Genomic DNA, 19,507 nt, shown 5'->3' with positions numbered 1-19,507 from the left:
CCGGCGGCGATCTTCGCGGCGCTGCCCCGTTCAATACCCCAGCGCGCAGCCATCCTTGCGGGGGTCGGAGCCCGCCGTGAGGGTGCCGGCGGCGTGGTCGATCCAGATGATCTGGCCGCCGCCGATGGGCTGGGCCGCGGCGAGTGGGGTGTGGCCGCGGGCGGCGAGGCCCGCCGCGAGGCCGGGGCCGAAGCCGGGCTCGAGTTCGAGGCCGCCGCCGTAGGCGAAGCTGCGGGGCGCGTCCAAGGCCTCCTGCACGTCGAGGCCGCGGTCGAGGAGGCCGGTGAGCAGCTCGACGTGGCCCATGGCCTGGTAATGCCCGCCCATGACGCCGAACGGCGCCACCGCGCGGCCGTCGCGCATGAGCAGGCCCGGGATGATGGTGTGCATGGGGCGCTTCTTCGGCCCGATGGTGTTGGGGTGGCCGGGCTCGACCCGGAAGGACAGGCCGCGATTGTGCAGGAGCACGCCGCTCTCCGGCGCGGTGATGCCGGTGCCGAAGGGCTGGAAGATCGAGTTGATGAGCGAGATGGCGTTGCCGTCGCGGTCGACCACGCAGAGGTAAATCGTGTCGGTGTGGGCGATCTCGGGCCAGATCACGGGACTTTGCGCCCGGCCCATGCTGATGGCGCCCCGCGCCCGCGCGTGCCACGCCTGAGAAAGCAGGTGATCCACCGGCACGGCGGCGAGCACCGGATCGGCGAACAGGGCATCGCGGTGGTGATAGGCCTGCTTGCACGCCTCGGCGAAGAGGTGGACCCGGTCGAGCTCGGACAGGGCACCGACGTCGTCGGCGCCGAGCATGTTGAGCATCATCAGCACGGCGAGGCCCTGGCCGCTCGGCGGGCATTCGTACACGTCGTAGCCGCGATAGCGCGTGGTGATCGGGGTGACGATCTCAGGCGCGGCGGCGGCGAAATCCTCCAGGGTGTGGAGGCCGCCCAAAGCCCGCAGGCGGTCGACCATGTCGCGGGCCACGGGGCCTTCGTAGAAACCGCGCGCGCCGTCCCCGGCGATGCGCCGCAGGGTGGCGGCGAGGCGCGGGTTGCGCATGCGCGTGCCCGCCTCCGGCGCCGCGCCGCCGGGCAGGAAGAGCGCGGCCGAGACCGGATCGGCGGCGACCCGCGCGGCGTTGCGGGCCCAGTCGAAGGCGACGCGGGGCTGCACCGGGTAGCCATCCTCCGCGTAGGCGATGGCCGGCCGCAGCAGCGCGGCGAGGTCGCGCGTGCCGTGATCGGCGAGCAGGCGGCTCCAGGCGGCGACGGCGCCCGGCACCGTCACCGCATGGGGGGAGGTGGGCTCGATGGTGACGCCTTGCTCGAGGTACCACGCATCGTGCGCCGCCGCCGGGCTGCGGCCCGAGCCGTTGAGGGCGATGGGGACGGAGGCGCCCTTCGGGGCGTACAGGGCGAAGCAGTCGCCGCCGATGCCGGTCATCAGCGGATCGACGACGCATTGCACCGCCACCGCCGCGATGGCGGCGTCGACGGCATTGCCCCCGGCCCGAAGGGTCTCGACGGCCACCAGGGAGGCGAGGGGGTGCGAGGTCGCGACGGCGGCCGCACCGGCATGGACCGGGGAACGCCCGGGCCGGGCGAAATCTCTCATGGGCCAGTCCTCTTCTCGGGCGCGTGCACGGGCAAATTCTCAGGCGAGTCCCTCAGGCAAATCCCTTACCGGGATGGCGCCGGAGGTCGAGGGCCGTCGGTCACGGGTCCGGCGACGCGGTTCACGGCGGCCTCGGCGGCGAGCCCGATCAGGGCGCCGACCGCCACGTCGGCCGGATAATGCGCCCCGCGCAACACCTGCGCCACCACGATGAGGCCGGCCCCCGCCTGGACCGCGCCGCCCGCCTCCGGACACGCCCGGGCAACGGCGCGCGCCACCGCGACGCTCACCGCCGCATGTCCCGACGGGAAGGATTGCCACGGCCCGTCGTTGGGGCCGAGCCAGCCGCGGGCATAGGTGTTCTCCTCCATCAGGACGTTCGGCCGGGTGCGATGGACGAGGCGCTTGAGGGTGGTCTTCGTCAGGCTCGCCAGGAGGCCCGCCCCGAGCATGTGCCGGCCCGTCGCCGCCAGCCGGGCGTCGCCGCGCGCAGCGCCCACGGCCCAGGTCGCGGCCGAGACCGCGAACAGCACCTCCCAGGCGCCGACTTCGCTCAGGCTCCCGAGGGTGCGGACCGCCCGATGGTCCTTGGCCGTGGCGAGGCCGACGCCGAGGGCGATGTCGGCGGCCTCCCCCGGCAGCAGCCGGGTGTCGCGGGTCCGGGCCGGGGTTCTCTTACGGTCAAGCATGCGTCTCAACGCGGCCGGGGTGTTTCCGTTCGACGGGTCCCTGCGGCGCGTGAGTGCCTGCGTTCCGTAAGTCCCTGCGTCACAGGGTGCGGCGCGCGGCGCGCCCTACATGGCCGCGCGACAGGGGGCCGTCCGAAGCGCCCCCGCCAGCGGAAAGCACCGGACCCATCATGCAGCCCGATACCATGCAGCCCGGCACCAATCCCGACCCGCGCGAAGCCGGCCCCCGGCCGCCATTTCCCGGCGACCAGCAGCAGGAGCGTCCCGGCCTCACCACGAAGATGGACCCGACGCCCGACCACGGCGAGACGAGCTACGTCGGCAAGGGCCTCCTCACCGACCGGGTCGCCCTCATCACCGGCGGCGATTCCGGCATCGGCCGCGCGGTCGCCATCGCGTATGCCCGGGAGGGCGCCGACGTCGCCATCGCCTACCTGCCCGTCGAGCAGTCCGACGCCGAGGACACCGCCGCCTGGGTGCGCAAGTCCGGCCGCCGCGCGATCCTCGTCCCGGGCGACCTGCGCGATCCCGCCTATTGCCGTGCCCTCGTCGCCCGGACGGTCGCGGAGTACGGCCGCCTCGACATCCTGGTGAACAACGCCGCCGCCCAGGTGGTCAACGAAGGTCTGGACGATCTGACGGAGGCCGACATCGAGGGCTCGTTCCGGGCCAACGTGTTCGCGATGATGTACCTCGCCCAGGCCGCCGTGCCGCACATGAAGCCGGGCGGCGCCATCGTGAATTCCACGAGCCAGCAGGCCAAGGTCGCCACGAAGTCGATGCTGATCTACGCGGCCACCAAGGGCGCCATCGCCAGCCTGACCATCGGCCTGTCGAACCTCCTCGCGCCCCAGGGCATCCGGGTGAACTGCGTCGCCCCCGGCCCGGTCTGGACGCCGATCCAGCCCATCGTGAAGGGGCCGGACGAGATCGCGTCGCTCGGTGCCGACACGCCGCTCGGCCGCGCCGGCCAGCCGGCCGAACTCGCCCCCGCCTACGTGCTCCTCGCCTCCCGCGAGGGCAGCTACATGAGCGGTGCCCTCGTGCCGGTGACGGGTGGCGTGCCGATGTACTGACCGCCCGGTGCGCAGACCGGCGCAGCCCGTGGTGTGACGGAGCGCGCCACCGTTCCATTCGGCCCTGCGCCGTTCCACGCCGCAGGGGCCGGAACGGCATGCGCCGGTCCGTGCCGGGGAGCCTTCCCTGTCACTATCGCGAGAAAACGCCCGATCCGAACGGTCGAGGTGTCCCGGTGCCTTGGAGTTGACATCGTCCAATGGCCGAGCGGTGCCCGAACCGGCTCGTCGGAGCCCAAGGTCGTTTTAGGAGTTGTCGAATGTCGAGACGCGGGTACATGACGTTTTCCGGTGCGGCCTGCGCCGTCGCCCTCCTTAGTTTTGTCGGTCAAGCCCAGGCGGCGACCTGCGGAAACTCGGCGTCCGGCTTCGAATCCTGGAAGCGCGAATTCGCCGACGAAGCCCGGGGCCGCGCCAGCGCGGAAAGTCTCGCGGCGCTGATGGGAACATCCTACTCCACGGCGACCATCTCGGCCGATCGCGGCCAGAAGAGCTTCAAGCTCAGCCTCGACCAGTTCCTGGCCAAGCGCGGCGGCCCCGCCATCGTCTCCCGCGGCCGCGCCCTCAAGCAGCAGAACGCGGCCCTGTTCGCCTCCATCGAGCAGCGCTACGGCGTGCCCGCCGGTCCGCTCCTGGCGATCTGGGGCATGGAGACGGGGTTCGGTGCGGTCCGGGGAAACATCAACACCCTGTCGGCCGTGGCGACCCTCGCCTACGATTGCCGCCGCTCGGCCTTCTTCACCGATCAGCTCAACGCCGCCCTCACCCTCGTCGATCGCGGCATCCTCACGGCCGGTACCCGGGGGGCCGCCCATGGCGAGGTCGGCCACACTCAGTTCCTGCCGAAAAGCGTTCTCAACTACGGTACGGGCGGTAGCCTCGACAGCATCCCCAACGCCTTGAACGCAACGGCGAATTTCCTCAAGGCGCATGGTTGGCAGCGCGGCGCCGGCTATCAGCCGGGCGAGCCGAACTTCGCGGCGATCCAAGGCTGGAACGCCGCCACCGTCTACCAGAAGGCCATCGCTCTGCTCGGCAGCCGCATCGACGGTCAGTGATCGCGCATCCCGGGCTTCCCGCTGGGAAGCCCGGAGTCCGCCCGCTTAGACCGGGTTCGGGTTCCACCCGATGGATCGGCGCAGGAAGTTTATGCCGAGCGCCATGAAGGTGGCGGCCTGGGTGCTGTCGTTGCCGTAGCCGTGGCCGCCGGCGGCGGGCTCGTAGAACGCGGCACCGTAGCCGAGGGCCTGGAGCTTTGCCGCCATCTTGCGGGCGTGCCCCGGATGGACCCGGTCGTCCCGCCGGCTCGTGGCGATGAGGATCGGCGGGTAGGGCTCTCCGGCGCGTGCCGCATGATAGGCCGAGATGCCTTGGAGGAACGACCAGTCCGTGGGATCGTCGGGGTCGCCGTACTCCGCGATCCAGCTCGCGCCGGCGAGCAGCTTGGTGTAGCGGCGCATGTCGATGAGCGGGATGGTACAGAACAGGGCACCGAAGCGCTCGGGGTAGCGCGTCAGCATGTTGGCGATGAGGAGGCCGCCGTTCGATCCCCCCTCGGCGGCGATGCGGTGGGGCCGGGTGACGCCGCGCGCGACGAGATCCGCGGCGACGGCGGCGAAATCGTCATGGGCCAGCGCCTTGCCTTCGCGCCGGCCGGCTTCATGCCACGCAGTCCCGAATTCACCACCACCGCGGATGTTCGCGCTCACGCAGGTACCGCCCGGCTCGAGCCACAGCTTCCCCATAACCGCCTGATAGGTCGGCAGAATCGAGACCTTGAAGCCGCCGTAGGCCGTCAGGTGAACGGGCGCATCCCCCGTCTCGCCCACCGGTCCGGTCTGGACGTAGGGGATTCGGGTTCCGTCGGCCGAGATCGCCTCGTGCCGCGTCACCCGCAGTCCGGCGGCATCGAAGGTCGCCGGCGTCGTGCGCAGAACGGTCGGGGTCGACAAGGCAGGTGGGATCGCCAGGAGGGTCGGCGGCGTCACCGGGTCCTGCATCAGGGCGCTCAGTTCGCCGTCCGCGTCGTCCGGATCGGCGTCGAGGGGCCACACCGAGACGGTTCCGATGGCGGGCACGCCGGGTATGGGCCTTTCGGTCCAACCCGCGGCGCTTCGCTCGCAGACGCTGAAGCGGGGGCTCAGATTATCGAGTGCGCCGATGACGAGGCGGTCCCCGGACCAGAACACATCCTGCAGCGCGCGCCGTTCACTCGGCTCCCACAGCACGGTGAAGTCGCGCGCTCCGGCGAGAAAGTCGGACAGGGCGATGGCCAGGACCGTATCGGGTCCATAGGTCCGCCCGCCGACGCTCCAGGCCGTGCGGGGCTGCACGGCGAGCCCATCATGATGCAGGTGAATCTCGGCGTCCGATGGAACATCGAGGCGGATCTCGACGCCTTCGCGGTCGGCCAGGTGGAGAAAACCGTCGAAGAAGCCGGTACGCTCGGCGATGACGATGCGCTCGCCCGTCGGCGGTCGCTCGACGCCGGCCCACACACCCATGTTCTCCGGTGCGCTTTCGAAAAGAATGCGCGCGGCAAGCGGGTCCGTGCCGCGCGCCCACAGGCGGACGGTCCGGGGATAGCCCGCACGGGTCGCCATGCCGTCGCCCAGGGCACTCGACAGCAGCAGCGTGTCGCGGTCGAGCCACGTCGCACCGCCCTTGGCTTCGGGGAGAATGAACCCATCCGCGACGAAGGACCGTTCGGTCAGGTCGAATTCGCGCAGGACCGTCGCGTCGCCACCGCCCCGACTGAGCTTCAACAGCACCCGGTCGCGCGATACGGGAAGAAGGTCGGCACCGGCCCAGACCCAATCTTCGCCCTCGCTGGCCGCCAGGGTGTCGAGATCGAGGACGACATCCCATTCCGGGGTCCCGGCGCGGTAGCCGCTCTCGTCCGCGCGGCGCCACAAGCCACGCGGATGCTCGGCGTCCTTCCAGAAATTGTAGAGCTGCTCACCGCGCCGGCGCACCATCGCGATACGATCGGGGCGGTCCATCAGATCTCGCGCCGTGTCGCTGTCTCGGGCGAAGGAGGCGTCGGCGTAGAGTGCCAGGGTCTCGGCATTCCGGGTCTCCACCCAGGCCAACGCGTTCTCGCCATCCACCTCCTCGAGCCAAAGGTAGGGATCGTCGTCCGGATATTCGCGGGTCGGGCGTGGATCGGGCAACGGAGCAGTGTTCTTCGTCATGGCCGAGAAGGTAAGCCAACTCGCTCGCCGAGACACGACCCCGGACCTCGAATTTCCGCCCAGCGTCGGACAGTCGCGCACACTCTCCGCAGGGGGACTTTTCGCCAGAAGCCGGGATTAAACCGCTGGGGTGCAGCGAGGGGTCGCGGGTGCGCTCGCTTGAAGCGGCGCTGTAAGAGGCGATGTCGATGCGATGTTGCACGCCTCCCTCGATCCACCGACCACCCTTTTCTGCCTACACTTCTTAGGCGGCTCCTCGCGCGAATGGGGAGAGATGACCGCGAGCCTCGGCGAGGCCGCGACGTGCATCCCGTTCGACCTCCCAGGCTTCGGCGACGCCTCTAGCGTCTCCGGCACATCCGTGGAGGCCATGGCCGACCACATCGCCGGGCGGATCTCCGAGTTCTTGCCGGCGCGCTGGTGGATCGCCGGCCATAGCATGGGCGCCAAGGTGGCTCTCGCCCTGGCGCGCCGGGCGGAGGACGGAGACGATCGTCTGGCGGGCCTTAGCGGCCTCATACTTCTGGCAGGCTCACCGCCGAGTCCCGAGCCGATGTCCGACGAGAAGCGGCAGGCGATGATCGCCTGGATTTCTGCGGATGAGCGTACGCGGCAGGCCGAGGCGGGCGACTTCATCGACCAGAACGTCGGCGCCCCTTTGAAGGCCTCGGACCGGGCACAAGCGGTGGCGGATGTGCTGCGTGCCGATCCCGGGGCTTGGACGGCTTGGCTCGAAGCGGGGAGCCGCGAGGACTGGTGTGCCTGCATCGGTGTTCTACGAACGCCTGCTCTGGTTCTGAGCGGCTCGGAGGACAGCGATCTCGGAGCGGCCGCACAGATCTGCCTGATGATTCCCCATCTCGCCGACGCTCGGCACGTCGTACTTCAGGGGGCCGGGCACCTGCTGCCCCTAGAACGGCCGCATGCCGTGGCGGATCTGATCCGCAAGGAGATGGTCCGTCCTGTCGAGGCCTCGCCTGGCGCAGTGCCTGTGCCCGCCTCCTACGCAGACCTCATCGCGTCGCCGCGCGTCAACAACCGGCTCCGGGAAGCTCTCGTAGCACGGGCCGAGCCCGACGATCCGGCCTACCGTCCAGAGGTGCTGAATGCCCTCGAACTCGCAAGTCTGCGCGCGATCGTCGATCGTGTGCTGCCGCAAGACGGGCGGACCGCCATGGATATCGGTGCTCGCATCGAGGCACGTCTGGCGTCGGGCTCGGGCGACGGCTGGCGCTTCGCCGCATTGCCGGCCGACCCGAAGGCATACGCGGCCGCCCTACGGACCATCGATGCGGCGGCTTACGCTGCTCATGCCGTCGGTTTCCTCGCCCTTCCGGGTTCGGTGCAGGATTCGCTGGTGGCAGCCGTTGCCGATGCGCAGCTGCCGATCGTCGGCAGTGAGCTCGATGCCGCACAAATGAAGCTGTGGTTCGAAGATCTGCGTGGCGACGTAGTGCGCACCTACCTCGCTCATCCCGCGTCCCTGGCGCGTCTGGGTTTCAGCGGCATCGGCGCCGGTGGAGACGACGCCGCGCGTCTTCCCGGTTTCGTGGAATTCGGGATCGATGCCCGCGAATCTTGGGAACCCGTGGCCCAGGCGGGAGAGGCTCGATGAATCTCGATTCCATGCGCCGCTACGCCCTCGACGATGCTGTCGATGCCGTTGTGATCGGGACCGGCGCCGGCGGAGCCCCCCTCCTCGCCAGACTGGCCGCGGCGGGCCTGAAGGTGGTCGCCCTAGAGGCGGGGCCGAACTTCGATCCGTCCCGGTTCGCTTTCGACGAAACCTTGGCCGACGAGATCTATTGGACGGACGAACGACTGAGCGGCGGCTCCACGCCTGAGGCGTTCGGGGCCAACAACAGCGGTACCGGGGTCGGAGGCTCGACCTTGCATTGGGGGGCGTTCACACCCCGGGCGGACCAGCGTGACCTGAAGCTCTTCACGGAGACTGGAGAGGGCGTCGACTGGCCGCTCGACTACGAGGACCTGCGTCCGTTCTACGAGCGGGTTGAGAGCTTCATCGGAGTTTCGGGACCGCAGGCCTACCCGTGGGATTCAGAGCGGCGCTACCCGCTGGGTCCGGTTCCACGCAATGGTCCGGCCGGAATCATGGCTCAGGCCTGCGAGGGGTTGGGCATTCGCGCCACGGATGCGCCGGCGGCCGTGGTGTCGAGGGACTTCGCCCAGGAGGGCGGGGGGACCCGAAACGCCTGTATCAATTGCGGCTTCTGCCACCAGGGCTGCCGCAACGGCGCCAAGACCAGCATGGACGTGACCTACCTGCCCCTGGCCGTTGCGCACGGTGCCGAGATCCGTTCCCTGTGCCGCGTCCATGGAACGGAGCACGATGGGATGGGACGCATCACGGCCGTGACGTACCGCAAGGATGGAACGGACCATCGGCAACGATGCGCGGCGGTGTTTCTGTGTGCCGGTGCTGTGGAGAGCCCCCGACTCCTACTGCATCTTGGCCTCGCCAACGGCAGCGGTCAGGTCGGGCGCAACTACATGGGGCACGTCGCGACCCAGGTCTGGGGCACCTTCGATGGCGAGGTCCGGATGAACCGGGGCTATCCGTCCTCCCTCATCAGCGAGGACATGGTGCGGCCAGCGGATGCCGATTTCGCGGGCGGCTACCTCATGCAGAGCCTCGGTGTCCTGCCGCTGACCTTCGGCAATTCCGTGGCGCGGGGCCGCGGTCTCTGGGGTCGGGCCCTGACCGACTACCTCGGCCGCTACAACCACTTCGCGGGGATCGGGATCAACGGCGAGACCCTGCCGTGCGATGCCAATGTGCTCACTTTGTCGGGTGAGGTCGACGCGTTCGGGGTGCCGAAGGCGCAGATCAGCTTCGGTTACGGCACCAACGAGCACCGTCTCAACGCCCACGCCACCCGGACCATGAAGGCGATCTGGGAAGCGGCCGGGGCCAGCGACATCTGGGTCCTGGAGCGGGTGGCCCACACCCTCGGCACCTGCCGCATGGGCCGGGACGGCGACACGGCCGTCGTGGATCCGTTCGGGCGCAGCTTCGAGGTGCCGAACCTCTGGATCAGCGACGGGTCGACCTTTCCGAGTTCGCTCGCGGCGAACCCGGCCCTGACCATCATGGCGCTGAGCCTGCGTACGGCCGAGGCGTTCCTCAAGGGCCGCTAGGGTGCCTCCAACCCCACCGCAACGGGCCGTGGCGGCGGGGTGGTGACGCGGCGGTTGGCGATCCGGGTCAGCGCCCGGATCGGCACCAGCGCAAGGCGGGCGAGTCGAGTGTGGTGCGCCAGTTCGAACGGCCCCAGCGGCCGGTAGACGAGGCGCGGACTCACCCGCTCGGCCTCGGCCACGGCGAGGCCGGGAAGCGGCAGGGCGGCGATGCGGACGGCATCCGTCTCTGAAATCTTGAGGAAGCGCGCCCAACCCCGCGTCCCCTTAAGGCGTCCCTCGCCGTGCAGCCGCCGCAGGTGCCGTCGGCACAGGTAGCGGAACACCGCGTGCGGCACCGCCTCGAGGCGGGCGTCACACAGGCTCTCGGGCTTCTCGCAGCGGGCCCGAATGGTGTCGGCGACGCCGCCGGGCGCCCGGCCGACGAGGCGGCCGGACACGGTCACCACCACCTCGGGGGCATGCCGCACGTGGTAGCCCTGCCGCAGCAGGGCGGCGACGAAGGCACCGTCCTCGCCGAGCGCGATGGCGGGCATGCCGCCCACGGCCACGTAGGCTTCCCGGGTCACCGCCAGGGTGGCCCCGATGGTCGTACGGTGGCACGGCCAAGGGTCGTGGGGATCGGGGTCGATCCGCGCCTCGATCTCCGTCAGGACGGCGCTGTAGGCATCCTCCAGGCGGCCGCGTTCATGCAGGGAGGGCGGCAGCAACGCGGCCTCGTCGGCATCGAGTTCGATCCGCCCCGCGACCGCATCGGCTCCGGCCCGTAATGCGGCGAGATTGCGCAGGACCCAATCCGGCGGGACCCGGCTGTCGGCATCCGTGGACAGAATGGCGCCGCCGGATGCCGCCCCGATCCAATCGACGGCGGCGTTCATGGCTTCGCGTCGGGCCCATCCGGCATGGGCTTGCGCATACGTGACGTGGCTGACCCGCATCGGCAGCGACAGGCTCGGCCGCAGGGCTTCGACGATGGCCTCCGTCCCGTCCGTGCAGTTGTTGAGGAACAGCACGAGTGCGAGGCTGCCGGGTGCGAGTCCCGTTTGAGCGTCGATGGCCCGCAGGCAAGCCTCGATCCGTTCGGCCTCGTTGCGGACTGGAATCGCGATGACGGTGTTGGGAACGGCAGACGGCACGACGGGTCTCCTGGCGGCCGGCGTTCGACGGCGCGGCAGAAAGCGTCCCTAGCAGGTCGGCGAAGCGGAACAATGGCGACGCTTGTGGGTGGATGACGTTCGTCGCCCCGTCCTGCGCCGCCGATGCGAAACGACGTCGGCCCGGTTCATCAGGACCTTCGAAGGCCTTTCAGAACGGATCCTCCGACGCCACCCGTACCGCCGCGACCTCGGCGTGAAAGGGTGCGCGCAGGACAGTCAGGTCATCGTCGCGCCAGGTCGCCGAAACGTGGCCGAGGCGGGCGAAGGCGTCGAGCCAGCCGTCCATGGGCCAAAGGCCGTGGCGGGCATGGAAGCGACGGGCGTTGCGGACGATGCTGTCGAAGTGCTGAAGGGGCGGGTCGCAGGCGAGGTGGTGCTGGTGGTAGGCTTCGCCGCGCGCCGTCAGCAGCACCGGCACCCCGGCGGCAGCGGCGCGGAAAGCGAGGTCGGTGTCCTCCGCACCGTAGCCGTCGAAGGCCTCGTCGAATCCCCCGAGGCGGTCGAAGGTGGCCGTACGCACACCGAAGGCAAGGGACCAGAACAGGCCCGGATTGTTCGTCGGTTCCCGCCCCGCCTCGGGAAACACCCGGACCGGATGCGGTTGTCCGGCCGCATGCAGGCCGGCCGGTGTCCAGCCGTCCGAGACAGCCCCGAATGGGAGGTAGCGGACTTCGCAGCAGATCAAACCATCGGCCTCGGCCAGATCGGCGTCGAGGCTCTCGACGAGATCCGGGGACGGGATGCAATCGACGTCGAGGTAGACGAGATGATCGCCCGACGCGACCCGCCGTCCGGCGTTGCGGGCCCGCGCCAGGGGGAGCCCGTCGGCGCCGAGGACGATGCGGCGGACGGGAAACCCGTAATCCGGCAGGGGAGGGGGCTCCGCCCCCATCTCCACCACCACGCATTCGGCAGGCGGCGTTCCGCGCGCCAGGCCTTCGAGGAGGCGGGCGAGATGGGCATCCCGGCCCTTGTTCAAGGTGACGACGCTGGCGCTCACGATGGGGATGCCTCGGAGACCACCGGACCCATTCGCAGAAAGATCTCGTGCGGTTTCGCGAAATTGGCCAGCATGTCGGGCGCGAGGCGAAACCCCGTGGGATCGTCGGCGATAAGGTCCGTGGTCTGCGAGCGGTGGGCGGCCACCGCCCTGGCCTTCGCCGGGAGATGCGCGGCGATGTCGAGGCGGTAGCCCTCGGGGGGGTCGCCCACCTCGGTCTCCGGCGGCAGGGTGAACCCCCAGACCGGATAGGCATAGGCCGGCAGGGCCGGCCGCTGGACCTGGGCCAGGGCGACGATGGCAGCCGAGGCTTTGTGGTCGCAATGCGGATCGTGACCCCAGGTGACGAACAGGGCGCCGGCGTTGCAAGATGCGGCGTCATCCAAAATCGCGGCGGCGGCGGCCTCCGCCTCCGGGCCGGCACTCGGCGCATGCGCATCGGGCAGACGCAGGAAGCGCACATATTCCGGGGCGAGGCCGAGTTCGGCCACGGCCGTGCGGGTCTCGTCCTCGCGCAGCGTCCGGAGACGCTCGGGCGGATACATGGCGGAGTGGGTGTGCGAGCCGCACCCGTCGGTGACGACGACGAGACGCACGGCGCGGCCGAGGCGGCAGGCCTCCGCGATGAGTCCGCCGCATCCGAGGCTCTCGTCGTCGGGATGGGGAGCGACCACCACCAGTCCCTTCTGCGAGCCCGCCTCTCCGAGAATGGTGTCGAGGGAGGCGACGGGCAGGCGCCCGGCGGCGGCGAGGAACGCTTCGAGGTTCATGTGGTCCTCGTGGATCGGTGGGAGACGGGCTTCGGCATCACCGATGTGGTCGGGGAGATCAAGCCGCCGCGACCTACTTCACGGCCTCGATGGCCTCGCGCCCTGCTTCCATGTCCGAGGCGGTCGCCTCGGGCGCGTCCTGCACCCTCGGCGCGACCGCAGTGCGGCACAGGGAGATCAGGATCGGGAAATGGTCCGAGCCGATATACGGCAGCCGCTCCAGGCGTCCGAGAAGGAAATCGTCGCTGAAGAAGATGTGGTCGAGGGGCCAGCGCAGCAGGGGCCATTTGGCGTTGAAGGTCGGGTACAGGCCCCGTCCGATCCGCGGATCGAGGAGGCCGCTGATCTTCTGGAACAGGGTGGTGGTACGCGACCAGGCGACGTCGTTGAGGTCGCCGGCCACCACTGCCGGCCCGTCCAAATCCCGCACCTCGCGGGCGACCATGACAAGCTCGGCGTCCCGCGGAGCGGAGCTGTGACCCGGATGGGGAGGGCGCGGGTGCACGCCGAACAGGGTGAAGCGCTCGCCAGACGGGAGGACCACGACGGTGCGGATCGACGGCACGTCGTCTTGGAGCAGGAACCGCACCTGCGGGTTTTCGAGCGGGAGCTTGGCGTAGAACAAAAGCCCGTAGGTGTTGGGCTGAGGCTGCTCGATGACGCTCGGATAGCGCGCTCTGAGGGAAATGAGCGCGTCACGCCAGCGCGCATCGGTCTCCAGGACGAGCAGGAGGTCGGGATCGTGCCGGTCCACGAGGCGCAGCAGGCTCTGGTGATCGGTGTTGTCCTGCAGGACGTTGGCGACCAGAAGCGAGACCTCGGCTTCTTGGCGGCAGGTCGCCGCCGTCGCGGCCACGGCCTGTGGTGCGTGCAGGGGCGTGAACGGGAAGATCCGGTAGGCCTGGTAGGCGAAGCAGGCGAGGAGTGCGGCGAACAAGGCCAACCCGGTTCTGTCACGGGCAAAGATAAGGAGCAGGATGAGGATCGGGACGCTGGCCACCGCCACCTGAAGGCGCGGGAAGTCGAAGGTCCGGATGAACCCTGCGTCGCTGCGGATGAACGGGATGAGGGTGGAAGCCACGAGGAACCAGCCGGCTCCCTTGAGAGCCCATATCCAAGCCGATCCCGCCACGCCCGCGCCTCCGCAACTCCAGACCGGTCAAGGCCAAGTTCGACCAAACGCCGCGAGCGTGGCGATGGTGCCGATGGGCGATGGGAATTCTTCGTCGGGGCGTCGATTCAGGAAACCGCATCCATGGCATCGAGCAGCTCGGTTGCGAGGGCACCCGGCATGGTGATCCGACGGGCGTCGCCGGCAGGGTCTCCGAACGCGAAGCCCGTCGGCTGCGCCCGGACATGGCCGATACCCGCTTGCAGAATGCGAATGAAGCCGGTGGGCGACAGCATCACGCCGACGCGTGTTCCGGCAGGGCTGAACGCTGTATTGTGCAGAGCCGATCCGGCCTCGCCAACGACGTGGGTCGCTCCCGCGAACAGGGCTACCTGTCGATCGAGGGGAAGGGATTCGGGGTGGACCAACGTGTAGCCGCGCCGCACGGCCATGGCTTCGATCTCGGCGGCGTTGCTCAACGACGACCCCGCACCGGTTCGGGTCCGGCTGACGTAGAGGCGCTGCGGTCCCGCTCCGGGCGCAGCGGGGAACAGATTCCAAGCCAAGTTGACCCAGGGCGAGACCGCGCTGCGCCAGCGCAGGAAGCCAGGCACGTAGACGTCGTCTGCGAGGAGGGTTTCGCGGCCCTTGTCGTGCCAGATGACGCGATCGGGACCGATCCCCGCGTTTCGCAGCATCCCCGCGACCCATGGCGCGACATCGGCATCAAGAATGATCCGCACCCGCATGGGCGCCGAAAGAGCCATGATCAGCCGTGGCCAGAGGTCCAGGAGCCAATGTCCCCAAACCGCTTCACCGCCCTGTGAGAGAAGGATGCAGGGTTCGTCGATGACCCGCACCCGCGCAGGCGGCGCGATGCGGGCCATCGTTCCGTCGAGTTGGAGGAACCCGGCGTTGAACGGATAGTCGAAGCGTCCGAGTTCGTGGAACCCATAGCGGTCGAGTTCGATCAGCGCGTCGTCGCGGACAAGGAGCCCCTTGCCGAAGATGTGCGTGCCGCCCCCCATGCGGTACAGCCGGACGGGGGGGACCGAGGCGGTGTGGAGGTCATACGTCGCGCGGTCGCCCGGTCCGAGCCAACACAGGGGTTGCACTACCTGATCGTACGGTGCGGCGAACTCATGGTATCGGATACCAATGGCCGGACCGGCGCAGAGTTCGCCGACGGTTCCCGCCGCCGCCGCGACCCCGTCGAGTGGGCACCGCGCGACGGTTCGGGGCTGGAGCGGGGATGTCACGCGCGTCGTCCGTTCGAATATGGCGCCACGCCTGGGCCGACGGACTTCGGTGCGCTGGACTGCGGATCAAGCCTGTCGGCGAAATCTCCGATCAGGCGTGCGGCCCGCGTCAGGGCGTCGGGCTGGTCGAGAGACGTCATGAGCGCCGGATCGAGTGCCAGACCAGCCCGAACCAAGGCCGGCCAATCCCCGGGGGGCGGCCAGTCCGCCCGATGAATCGCCGCCCCATGCGCCTGAAGCGCCCGCGCGGTGGCGGCCTGCTCGTCGAACGCGCGAGGCTCGGGAATGCAGACGAAGCGCTTGCCCCGTGCCACGACACCCGAGACGACGCCATCGCCGCCTGTCCCGATGACCAGGGCCGCGCTGTCGAGGTACGGTCCGATATCCGGGATCCATCCGTGCAGACGGAGGTTCTCCGGGCACTCACCGCCCTCGTCGGTGACCGGGCCGACCACCTGCCACTGGCGCTCCGGCACCGCGCGGGCCGCGGCGGCGAGATCGGCGAACGATCCACCCGCTCCACCGCGCCCGTAGACGACGACGATCGAGCCGTCTTCCCCGATGGGATCCGCTTTCGGAGCGGCGCTCAAATAGCCGACATACGCGGTCTTGGATCGGACCCATTCGGGGTTCGCTGCACCGTCGAGCGCGCGAGGAAAGAACGCGAGCAGGCGTTCGGCACTGCGAAACGCCTCGAGATGGGGCGGGTCCGTGCGGTCGCCGGGCAGCCGCACTACCAGGGTCGGCACCGAGAGAAGTCTGGAGAACAAGGCCACTTCCGCAGAGACGTCGACGATCATCAGAACAGGATCGGCCGACGCGACCCAAGCGGCAATCTGGGCCATGCGGTCGCGGAGTCCATCGACGCCCAACGGCGCGTAATGCAGGGCCATGGGCCGGGTCGCCGCATTGTCGCGACCGTCGAAGCCAGCGGCGATGCGATCGTCGGGCAGATCGATGAACGAGTCGACCCCGGGGTCGGCCCCGTCGAACGTCCCAATCAGGGTACAGGGCCGGGCGAGGGTCCGCGCGATGAGGCGCGCCCGCGTTGCGTGCCCCGCGCCCTGGTGGTGGACGTAATAGCCGATGGGCCGCCGATTCATGCGGCCGGCGCCATCGCCGCTCCGTCGGCCCGTTGCGCACCAAGTTCTCGCCGAAGCGTTTCGAGGTCGGAGAGAACGTCGTCGAGCGGCTGCGCCTCAGGCTCCGGCCCGGGCTCGCCGATCCGCGCAGCGAGTCGCTCGACGAACGCGATGGCGTTGGAGCACGGTTCGGCCGCGATCTCGGCGGCCATCGCGTCGATGGTGCCTTCCGCGATGCCGAGCCGGCGCAGGGCAGCGGGCCAGTCGGGGCCGGTCTCCCAGGCGAGGCGCCAGTCGCGGCGGCGCTCGATGAGCGCGCGCCAATGGGCGGCGGGCGGCAACCGGTAGCTCCCCTGGCCTTCGGCGATCCGGGCACGACGGAGCATTTCCGTCGCCATGCCGCCCTCGACGCGCCCGGTGGCACGATCGGACACCCCGATCGACACGGCTGGGCAGTGGCGCACCCTCCCGCCGACGCGGCGGACGCGGCTGACGAGTGCGTTGTCTTCACCACAGGCGATGGCTGGTAGCCCGCCGACGGATTCGTACAGATCGACGCGCAGGGCGAGGCTCGCCGCGACATGGTCGCCGTGGCGCGGCGCGGGGTCGTGCGACGGCGGATCGAGGATGTCCTCTAGGGCCCGCACCCCGCTCCAGTAGCGCTCGATCCGGGCATGGAGATCGCTCAGGGCCGGATCGGGTCGTTCGATTTCCGGATCGATCACCAAGCGACCACCGACGAGGTCGGCGCCGTCGAGGGCCCGCAGGTTGGCAAGCGCCCAGTCGGTCGGGGCCACCGCATCCGCATCGGTGCTTAGGAGAACGCCGTCTTCGACACCTTCCTCGCGCAGCCAGACGACACCGGCTTCCAACGCCATGCGCCGGGCGGTGCCGACATGCGCGTCGCGGGGCGCGATCCGTGCCTCCACGACCCGCAACCGCAGGTTCGCGCAGCTACCCTCGCCTGCAAGGGCCGACAGAATCGATACGGTGTCGTCGGTGCAGTTGTTGGCGAGAACCACGACCCGCAACGGCGCGTCGGGACCGGCCCCGGCCTGGGCGTCGAGGGACCGGATCAGCCGAGGCAGGGTGCCGGCCTCGTTGCGGGCGGGCACGCAAACGACGGCCCGCGCGAGGGCCCCGTGATCGCGCATCACCGGCTCAAGCCTCGCCGAGCGCGCGGGCGTGCAGGACCGTCGGCGCGGCGTGACGCATCTCCGCACGGTAGAGCGTCTCGTAGCGATCCGTCATCACGTTGGCATCGAAGAGGTGCTCGGCCCGGCGACGGCACGCAAGACGTTCAAGCCCGACAGCCTCGGAGACCGCCCGGCCGAGGTCGGCGACGTCGTCGGCACGTGCCAGCACGCCGCAGGACGCGTCGAGGATATCCGGAATCGCACCGCGCCCGAAGGCCGCCACGGGCGTGCCGCATGCCAGCGATTCCGCCACCACCAGGCCGAACGGCTCCTCCCAGCGGGGGCTGCACAGGGTGACGTGGGCCTCTCCGACCCGCCGGGCGAGGTCGGCATGCGAAAGGTGTCCGAGATAGGTCACGTCCGCTCCGAGGCGCGGAGCGATCATGCTGTCCCAGTAGGCCGGATCACTCTGCGGCCCCGCGAAGACGAGAGGCAGGCCGGCCGCACGCGCGGCATCGATGGCGAGATGCGGCCCCTTCTCGGGCACGATGCGTCCGGTCCAGATGGCGTGCGGCGGGCCCGCCGGCTGGGCATTGAACGCGAAGGCTTCGAGATCGATACCGTTGCCGATGACGAGCGGGCGCGGAAGCACGGCGCACCACTCCTCGGCCAGGGATTTGGAAACGGCGGCGAACGTCATGTCATGCGCGCGCGCGACCACGCCCTGCACGAAGGGCTCGAAGGGCGGCGTGTGCAGCGCCGTGACCATGGGCGCCGCGACCTCGCGGGCACGCAGCAACGGCAGGGGATGCAGACTGTTGTTGTGGACGATATCGAAGCCGCCTTTTGCGACCGCATCCATGATGCGGTCGTAGGCGTGAGCCTCGAGGAGGTCGATTCGAGCCGAGGACGCCTCGTCGAAGGTGCTGCCCGTTGGCGCACAGACAGCCACGAGGCCGAGATCCGCCTGCGAGCCCTCGGAGGCAAAGAGCGTCACTTGGTGTCCGCGCGCCCGCAAGGCACTTGCGAGGAAATGCGTATGCATCTCCAAGCCGCCCGAGAAGGGCTGGGCGATGGGGTACTTGAGATGCGCGATGATCGCGATCTTGACGGGGTTCGCGACATCCCTGCTCGAAGAAGGTGCGAACCCGGCGTGAAGCGAGGGTTTTGCTATGGTTCGGCCGAGCACGGAGCTTTTCGGCTGAGTAGCGCCAAGTTGCCGGCGAATGGGATCGAGACCGGTCGCGGGCCCGATCAAAGTGTCAAACGAGTGCTTGGAGGTCGCTGCAGTCACGTTGGCGATCCGGTCCGCTGGAATCCGAGTAGGTGAGCCTTATCCATAGTTTGTCTGAACGATCCCTGACTTCGGATCAGCCCCGGTAGGCGGACACGCTGGACTCCCGTCCGCAAGGGGACTGATCCAAGGTGCTTCTTCGGACGGACGTACGATGGCGGACACCAATGGCGAACGTCCCAGTCAAAAATTCGAATTTGGGTAAAAGGGCATATGCGGCAGGTTCCGCCACCGAAAACAGCGCTTCTCCGTATCCCCTGCGGTCGAGCCATCCTCCAATGACTGGCGGATACTGCAGTGCACCACGAAAATCCACTTCTTCTCAGAACTTCCTCAGGAACCAGTCACACAGCACGACGTTTCAGCTTCACAAGAAACGTTTTGGAGGAACACATGCTACGTTCGACCAAGTTCGCTGGCGCTGCCGCTCTCCTGATGCTGTCGTCCACCGCGGTCTTCGCGGCGCCGTGCGCCACTGGCACGGCCGGCAAATCCGCCGCCTCGGAGAAAAGCTCGAAGGTCGATGGCGCCAGCACAGGCAACGTTAGCCCGGGCGCAAAGGCCGAGTCCCCCGGAACGGTTGGGGCGATGAACAACGCCGGTTCGAACACGGCCACGTCACCGAGCGATGTCGCCAAGCAGGCCGAGGGCAAGCCCACGGCGGCTCAGCAAGGCAACGATTGCTGATCGAGCAATCGAAGTTCGTCCAGCCTGGATGAAGATTCGAACGGCAGGTGGGGGCGCTACGGTTCAAGCCGTGGCGCCCCCGTTTTGCGTTTCCGTGACCGCGAGTTTGTTGGATGAATTGCGCGGGCGGCGCCGCACCCTGACCGTTCTAAATGCCCATTGAGAGGCGTCAAAGGGCCTTTGGGCAGGGTGTCGTTGATCTGTCGCGAAAATCGCATCGTTCGGTCATTTGGCCGTTGACGGTTGGGCTATGGGCCCGTAGAAGCCTGTTCATCGGCGGCGGCC

Annotated in this window: 16 protein-coding genes; 5 read left to right on the top strand and 11 right to left on the bottom strand. The window is 69.2% G+C overall.

Annotated features, from left to right (window positions below):
* Positions 1–30: 30 nt before the first annotated feature.
* On the bottom strand, positions 31–1,608 hold the full coding sequence (locus ASF52_RS06405; RefSeq protein ID WP_056169452.1) for a gamma-glutamyltransferase family protein: 1,578 nt from the start codon (positions 1,606–1,608) through the stop codon (positions 31–33).
* 65 nt (positions 1,609–1,673) lie between these two features.
* A complete protein-coding gene (locus ASF52_RS06400; protein WP_056169449.1) occupies positions 1,674–2,297 on the bottom strand; it encodes a phosphatase PAP2 family protein in 624 nt (207 codons plus the stop codon).
* A gap of 170 nt (positions 2,298–2,467) precedes the next feature.
* On the opposite strand from ASF52_RS06400, the gene ASF52_RS06395 reads away from it, so the two are divergent.
* Positions 2,468–3,373 (top strand): SDR family oxidoreductase, encoded by a 906-nt coding sequence (locus ASF52_RS06395; protein WP_274533781.1) that lies wholly within the window; start codon positions 2,468–2,470, stop codon positions 3,371–3,373.
* Between the two features lie 278 nt (positions 3,374–3,651).
* Entirely contained in the window at positions 3,652–4,431 is a 780-nt protein-coding gene (locus ASF52_RS06390) for a lytic murein transglycosylase (protein ID WP_056169446.1), read from the top strand.
* Between the two features lie 45 nt (positions 4,432–4,476).
* Here the strand turns inward: ASF52_RS06390 and ASF52_RS06385 are convergent, their stop codons facing one another.
* On the bottom strand, positions 4,477–6,567 hold the full coding sequence (locus ASF52_RS06385; protein WP_056169443.1) for a prolyl oligopeptidase family serine peptidase: 2,091 nt from the start codon (positions 6,565–6,567) through the stop codon (positions 4,477–4,479).
* Between the two features lie 193 nt (positions 6,568–6,760).
* Here ASF52_RS06385 and ASF52_RS06380 point away from each other — a divergent pair, with 193 nt between their 5' ends.
* Together ASF52_RS06380 and ASF52_RS06375 are read left to right on the top strand one after the other, a co-directional pair.
* The gene (locus ASF52_RS06380) at positions 6,761–8,182 is read left to right on the top strand and encodes an alpha/beta hydrolase (RefSeq protein ID WP_056169440.1); all 1,422 of its coding nucleotides are present in this window, start codon (positions 6,761–6,763) and stop codon (positions 8,180–8,182) included.
* Positions 8,179–9,726: a GMC family oxidoreductase gene (locus ASF52_RS06375; RefSeq protein ID WP_056169437.1), complete on the top strand. Its 1,548-nt coding sequence runs from the start codon at positions 8,179–8,181 to the stop codon at positions 9,724–9,726. Before ASF52_RS06380 ends, ASF52_RS06375 begins: the two co-directional genes overlap by 4 nt.
* On the opposite strand, the gene ASF52_RS06370 is transcribed toward ASF52_RS06375, so the two are convergent.
* From ASF52_RS06370 to ASF52_RS06335, 8 genes are all read right to left on the bottom strand, one after another.
* Positions 9,723–10,862 carry a glycosyltransferase gene (locus ASF52_RS06370; RefSeq protein WP_244473723.1) on the bottom strand — a complete coding sequence of 380 codons (1,140 nt, stop codon included), beginning with the start codon at positions 10,860–10,862 and terminating at the stop codon, positions 9,723–9,725. The genes ASF52_RS06375 and ASF52_RS06370 overlap by 4 nt on opposite strands.
* A gap of 169 nt (positions 10,863–11,031) precedes the next feature.
* Positions 11,032–11,886: a glycosyltransferase family 2 protein gene (locus tag ASF52_RS06365; RefSeq protein ID WP_056169620.1), complete on the bottom strand. Its 855-nt coding sequence runs from the start codon at positions 11,884–11,886 to the stop codon at positions 11,032–11,034.
* Positions 11,880–12,653 (bottom strand): PIG-L deacetylase family protein, encoded by a 774-nt coding sequence (locus ASF52_RS06360; RefSeq protein ID WP_056169429.1) that lies wholly within the window; start codon positions 12,651–12,653, stop codon positions 11,880–11,882. The genes ASF52_RS06365 and ASF52_RS06360 overlap by 7 nt, the downstream gene beginning before the upstream one ends.
* 73 nt (positions 12,654–12,726) lie before the next feature.
* Positions 12,727–13,734 carry an endonuclease/exonuclease/phosphatase family protein gene (locus tag ASF52_RS06355; RefSeq protein ID WP_244473722.1) on the bottom strand — a complete coding sequence of 336 codons (1,008 nt, stop codon included), beginning with the start codon at positions 13,732–13,734 and terminating at the stop codon, positions 12,727–12,729.
* Positions 13,735–13,892: 158 nt separating this feature from the next.
* Entirely contained in the window at positions 13,893–15,023 is a 1,131-nt protein-coding gene (locus ASF52_RS06350) for a glycosyltransferase family 61 protein (protein ID WP_156629985.1), read from the bottom strand.
* Positions 15,020–16,126 (bottom strand): glycosyltransferase, encoded by a 1,107-nt coding sequence (locus tag ASF52_RS06345; RefSeq protein WP_056169419.1) that lies wholly within the window; start codon positions 16,124–16,126, stop codon positions 15,020–15,022. Before ASF52_RS06345 ends, ASF52_RS06350 begins: the two co-directional genes overlap by 4 nt.
* Positions 16,123–17,259, bottom strand: coding sequence for a glycosyltransferase (locus tag ASF52_RS06340; protein ID WP_056169417.1), 1,137 nt, complete (start codon positions 17,257–17,259; stop codon positions 16,123–16,125). The genes ASF52_RS06345 and ASF52_RS06340 overlap by 4 nt, the downstream gene beginning before the upstream one ends.
* Positions 17,260–17,266: 7 nt before the next feature.
* Positions 17,267–18,346 (bottom strand): glycosyltransferase family 4 protein, encoded by a 1,080-nt coding sequence (locus ASF52_RS06335; RefSeq protein ID WP_056169617.1) that lies wholly within the window; start codon positions 18,344–18,346, stop codon positions 17,267–17,269.
* A 582-nt stretch (positions 18,347–18,928) separates the two neighbouring features.
* On the opposite strand from ASF52_RS06335, the gene ASF52_RS06330 reads away from it, so the two are divergent.
* On the top strand, positions 18,929–19,222 hold the full coding sequence (locus ASF52_RS06330; protein ID WP_056169414.1) for a hypothetical protein: 294 nt from the start codon (positions 18,929–18,931) through the stop codon (positions 19,220–19,222).
* The last annotated feature ends 285 nt before the right edge of the window (positions 19,223–19,507 follow it).

Source organism: Methylobacterium sp. Leaf112 (assembly GCF_001423295.1).
Classification (GTDB): Bacteria; Pseudomonadota; Alphaproteobacteria; order Rhizobiales; family Beijerinckiaceae; genus Methylobacterium.
This window is presented reverse-complemented; position numbering and strand designations above follow the sequence as displayed.

Coding starts and splice junctions, on each gene's coding strand:
- ASF52_RS06405 (WP_056169452.1), bottom strand. CDS start 1,608: ATGAGAGATTTCGCCCGGCCCGGGCGTTCCCCGGTCCATGCCGGTGCG.
- ASF52_RS06400 (WP_056169449.1), bottom strand. CDS start 2,297: ATGCTTGACCGTAAGAGAACCCCGGCCCGGACCCGCGACACCCGGCTG.
- ASF52_RS06395 (WP_274533781.1), top strand. CDS start 2,468: ATGCAGCCCGATACCATGCAGCCCGGCACCAATCCCGACCCGCGCGAA.
- ASF52_RS06390 (WP_056169446.1), top strand. CDS start 3,652: ATGACGTTTTCCGGTGCGGCCTGCGCCGTCGCCCTCCTTAGTTTTGTC.
- ASF52_RS06385 (WP_056169443.1), bottom strand. CDS start 6,567: ATGACGAAGAACACTGCTCCGTTGCCCGATCCACGCCCGACCCGCGAA.
- ASF52_RS06380 (WP_056169440.1), top strand. CDS start 6,761: ATGTTGCACGCCTCCCTCGATCCACCGACCACCCTTTTCTGCCTACAC.
- ASF52_RS06375 (WP_056169437.1), top strand. CDS start 8,179: ATGAATCTCGATTCCATGCGCCGCTACGCCCTCGACGATGCTGTCGAT.
- ASF52_RS06360 (WP_056169429.1), bottom strand. CDS start 12,653: ATGAACCTCGAAGCGTTCCTCGCCGCCGCCGGGCGCCTGCCCGTCGCC.
- ASF52_RS06345 (WP_056169419.1), bottom strand. CDS start 16,126: ATGAATCGGCGGCCCATCGGCTATTACGTCCACCACCAGGGCGCGGGG.
- ASF52_RS06340 (WP_056169417.1), bottom strand. CDS start 17,259: ATGCGCGATCACGGGGCCCTCGCGCGGGCCGTCGTTTGCGTGCCCGCC.
- ASF52_RS06330 (WP_056169414.1), top strand. CDS start 18,929: ATGCTACGTTCGACCAAGTTCGCTGGCGCTGCCGCTCTCCTGATGCTG.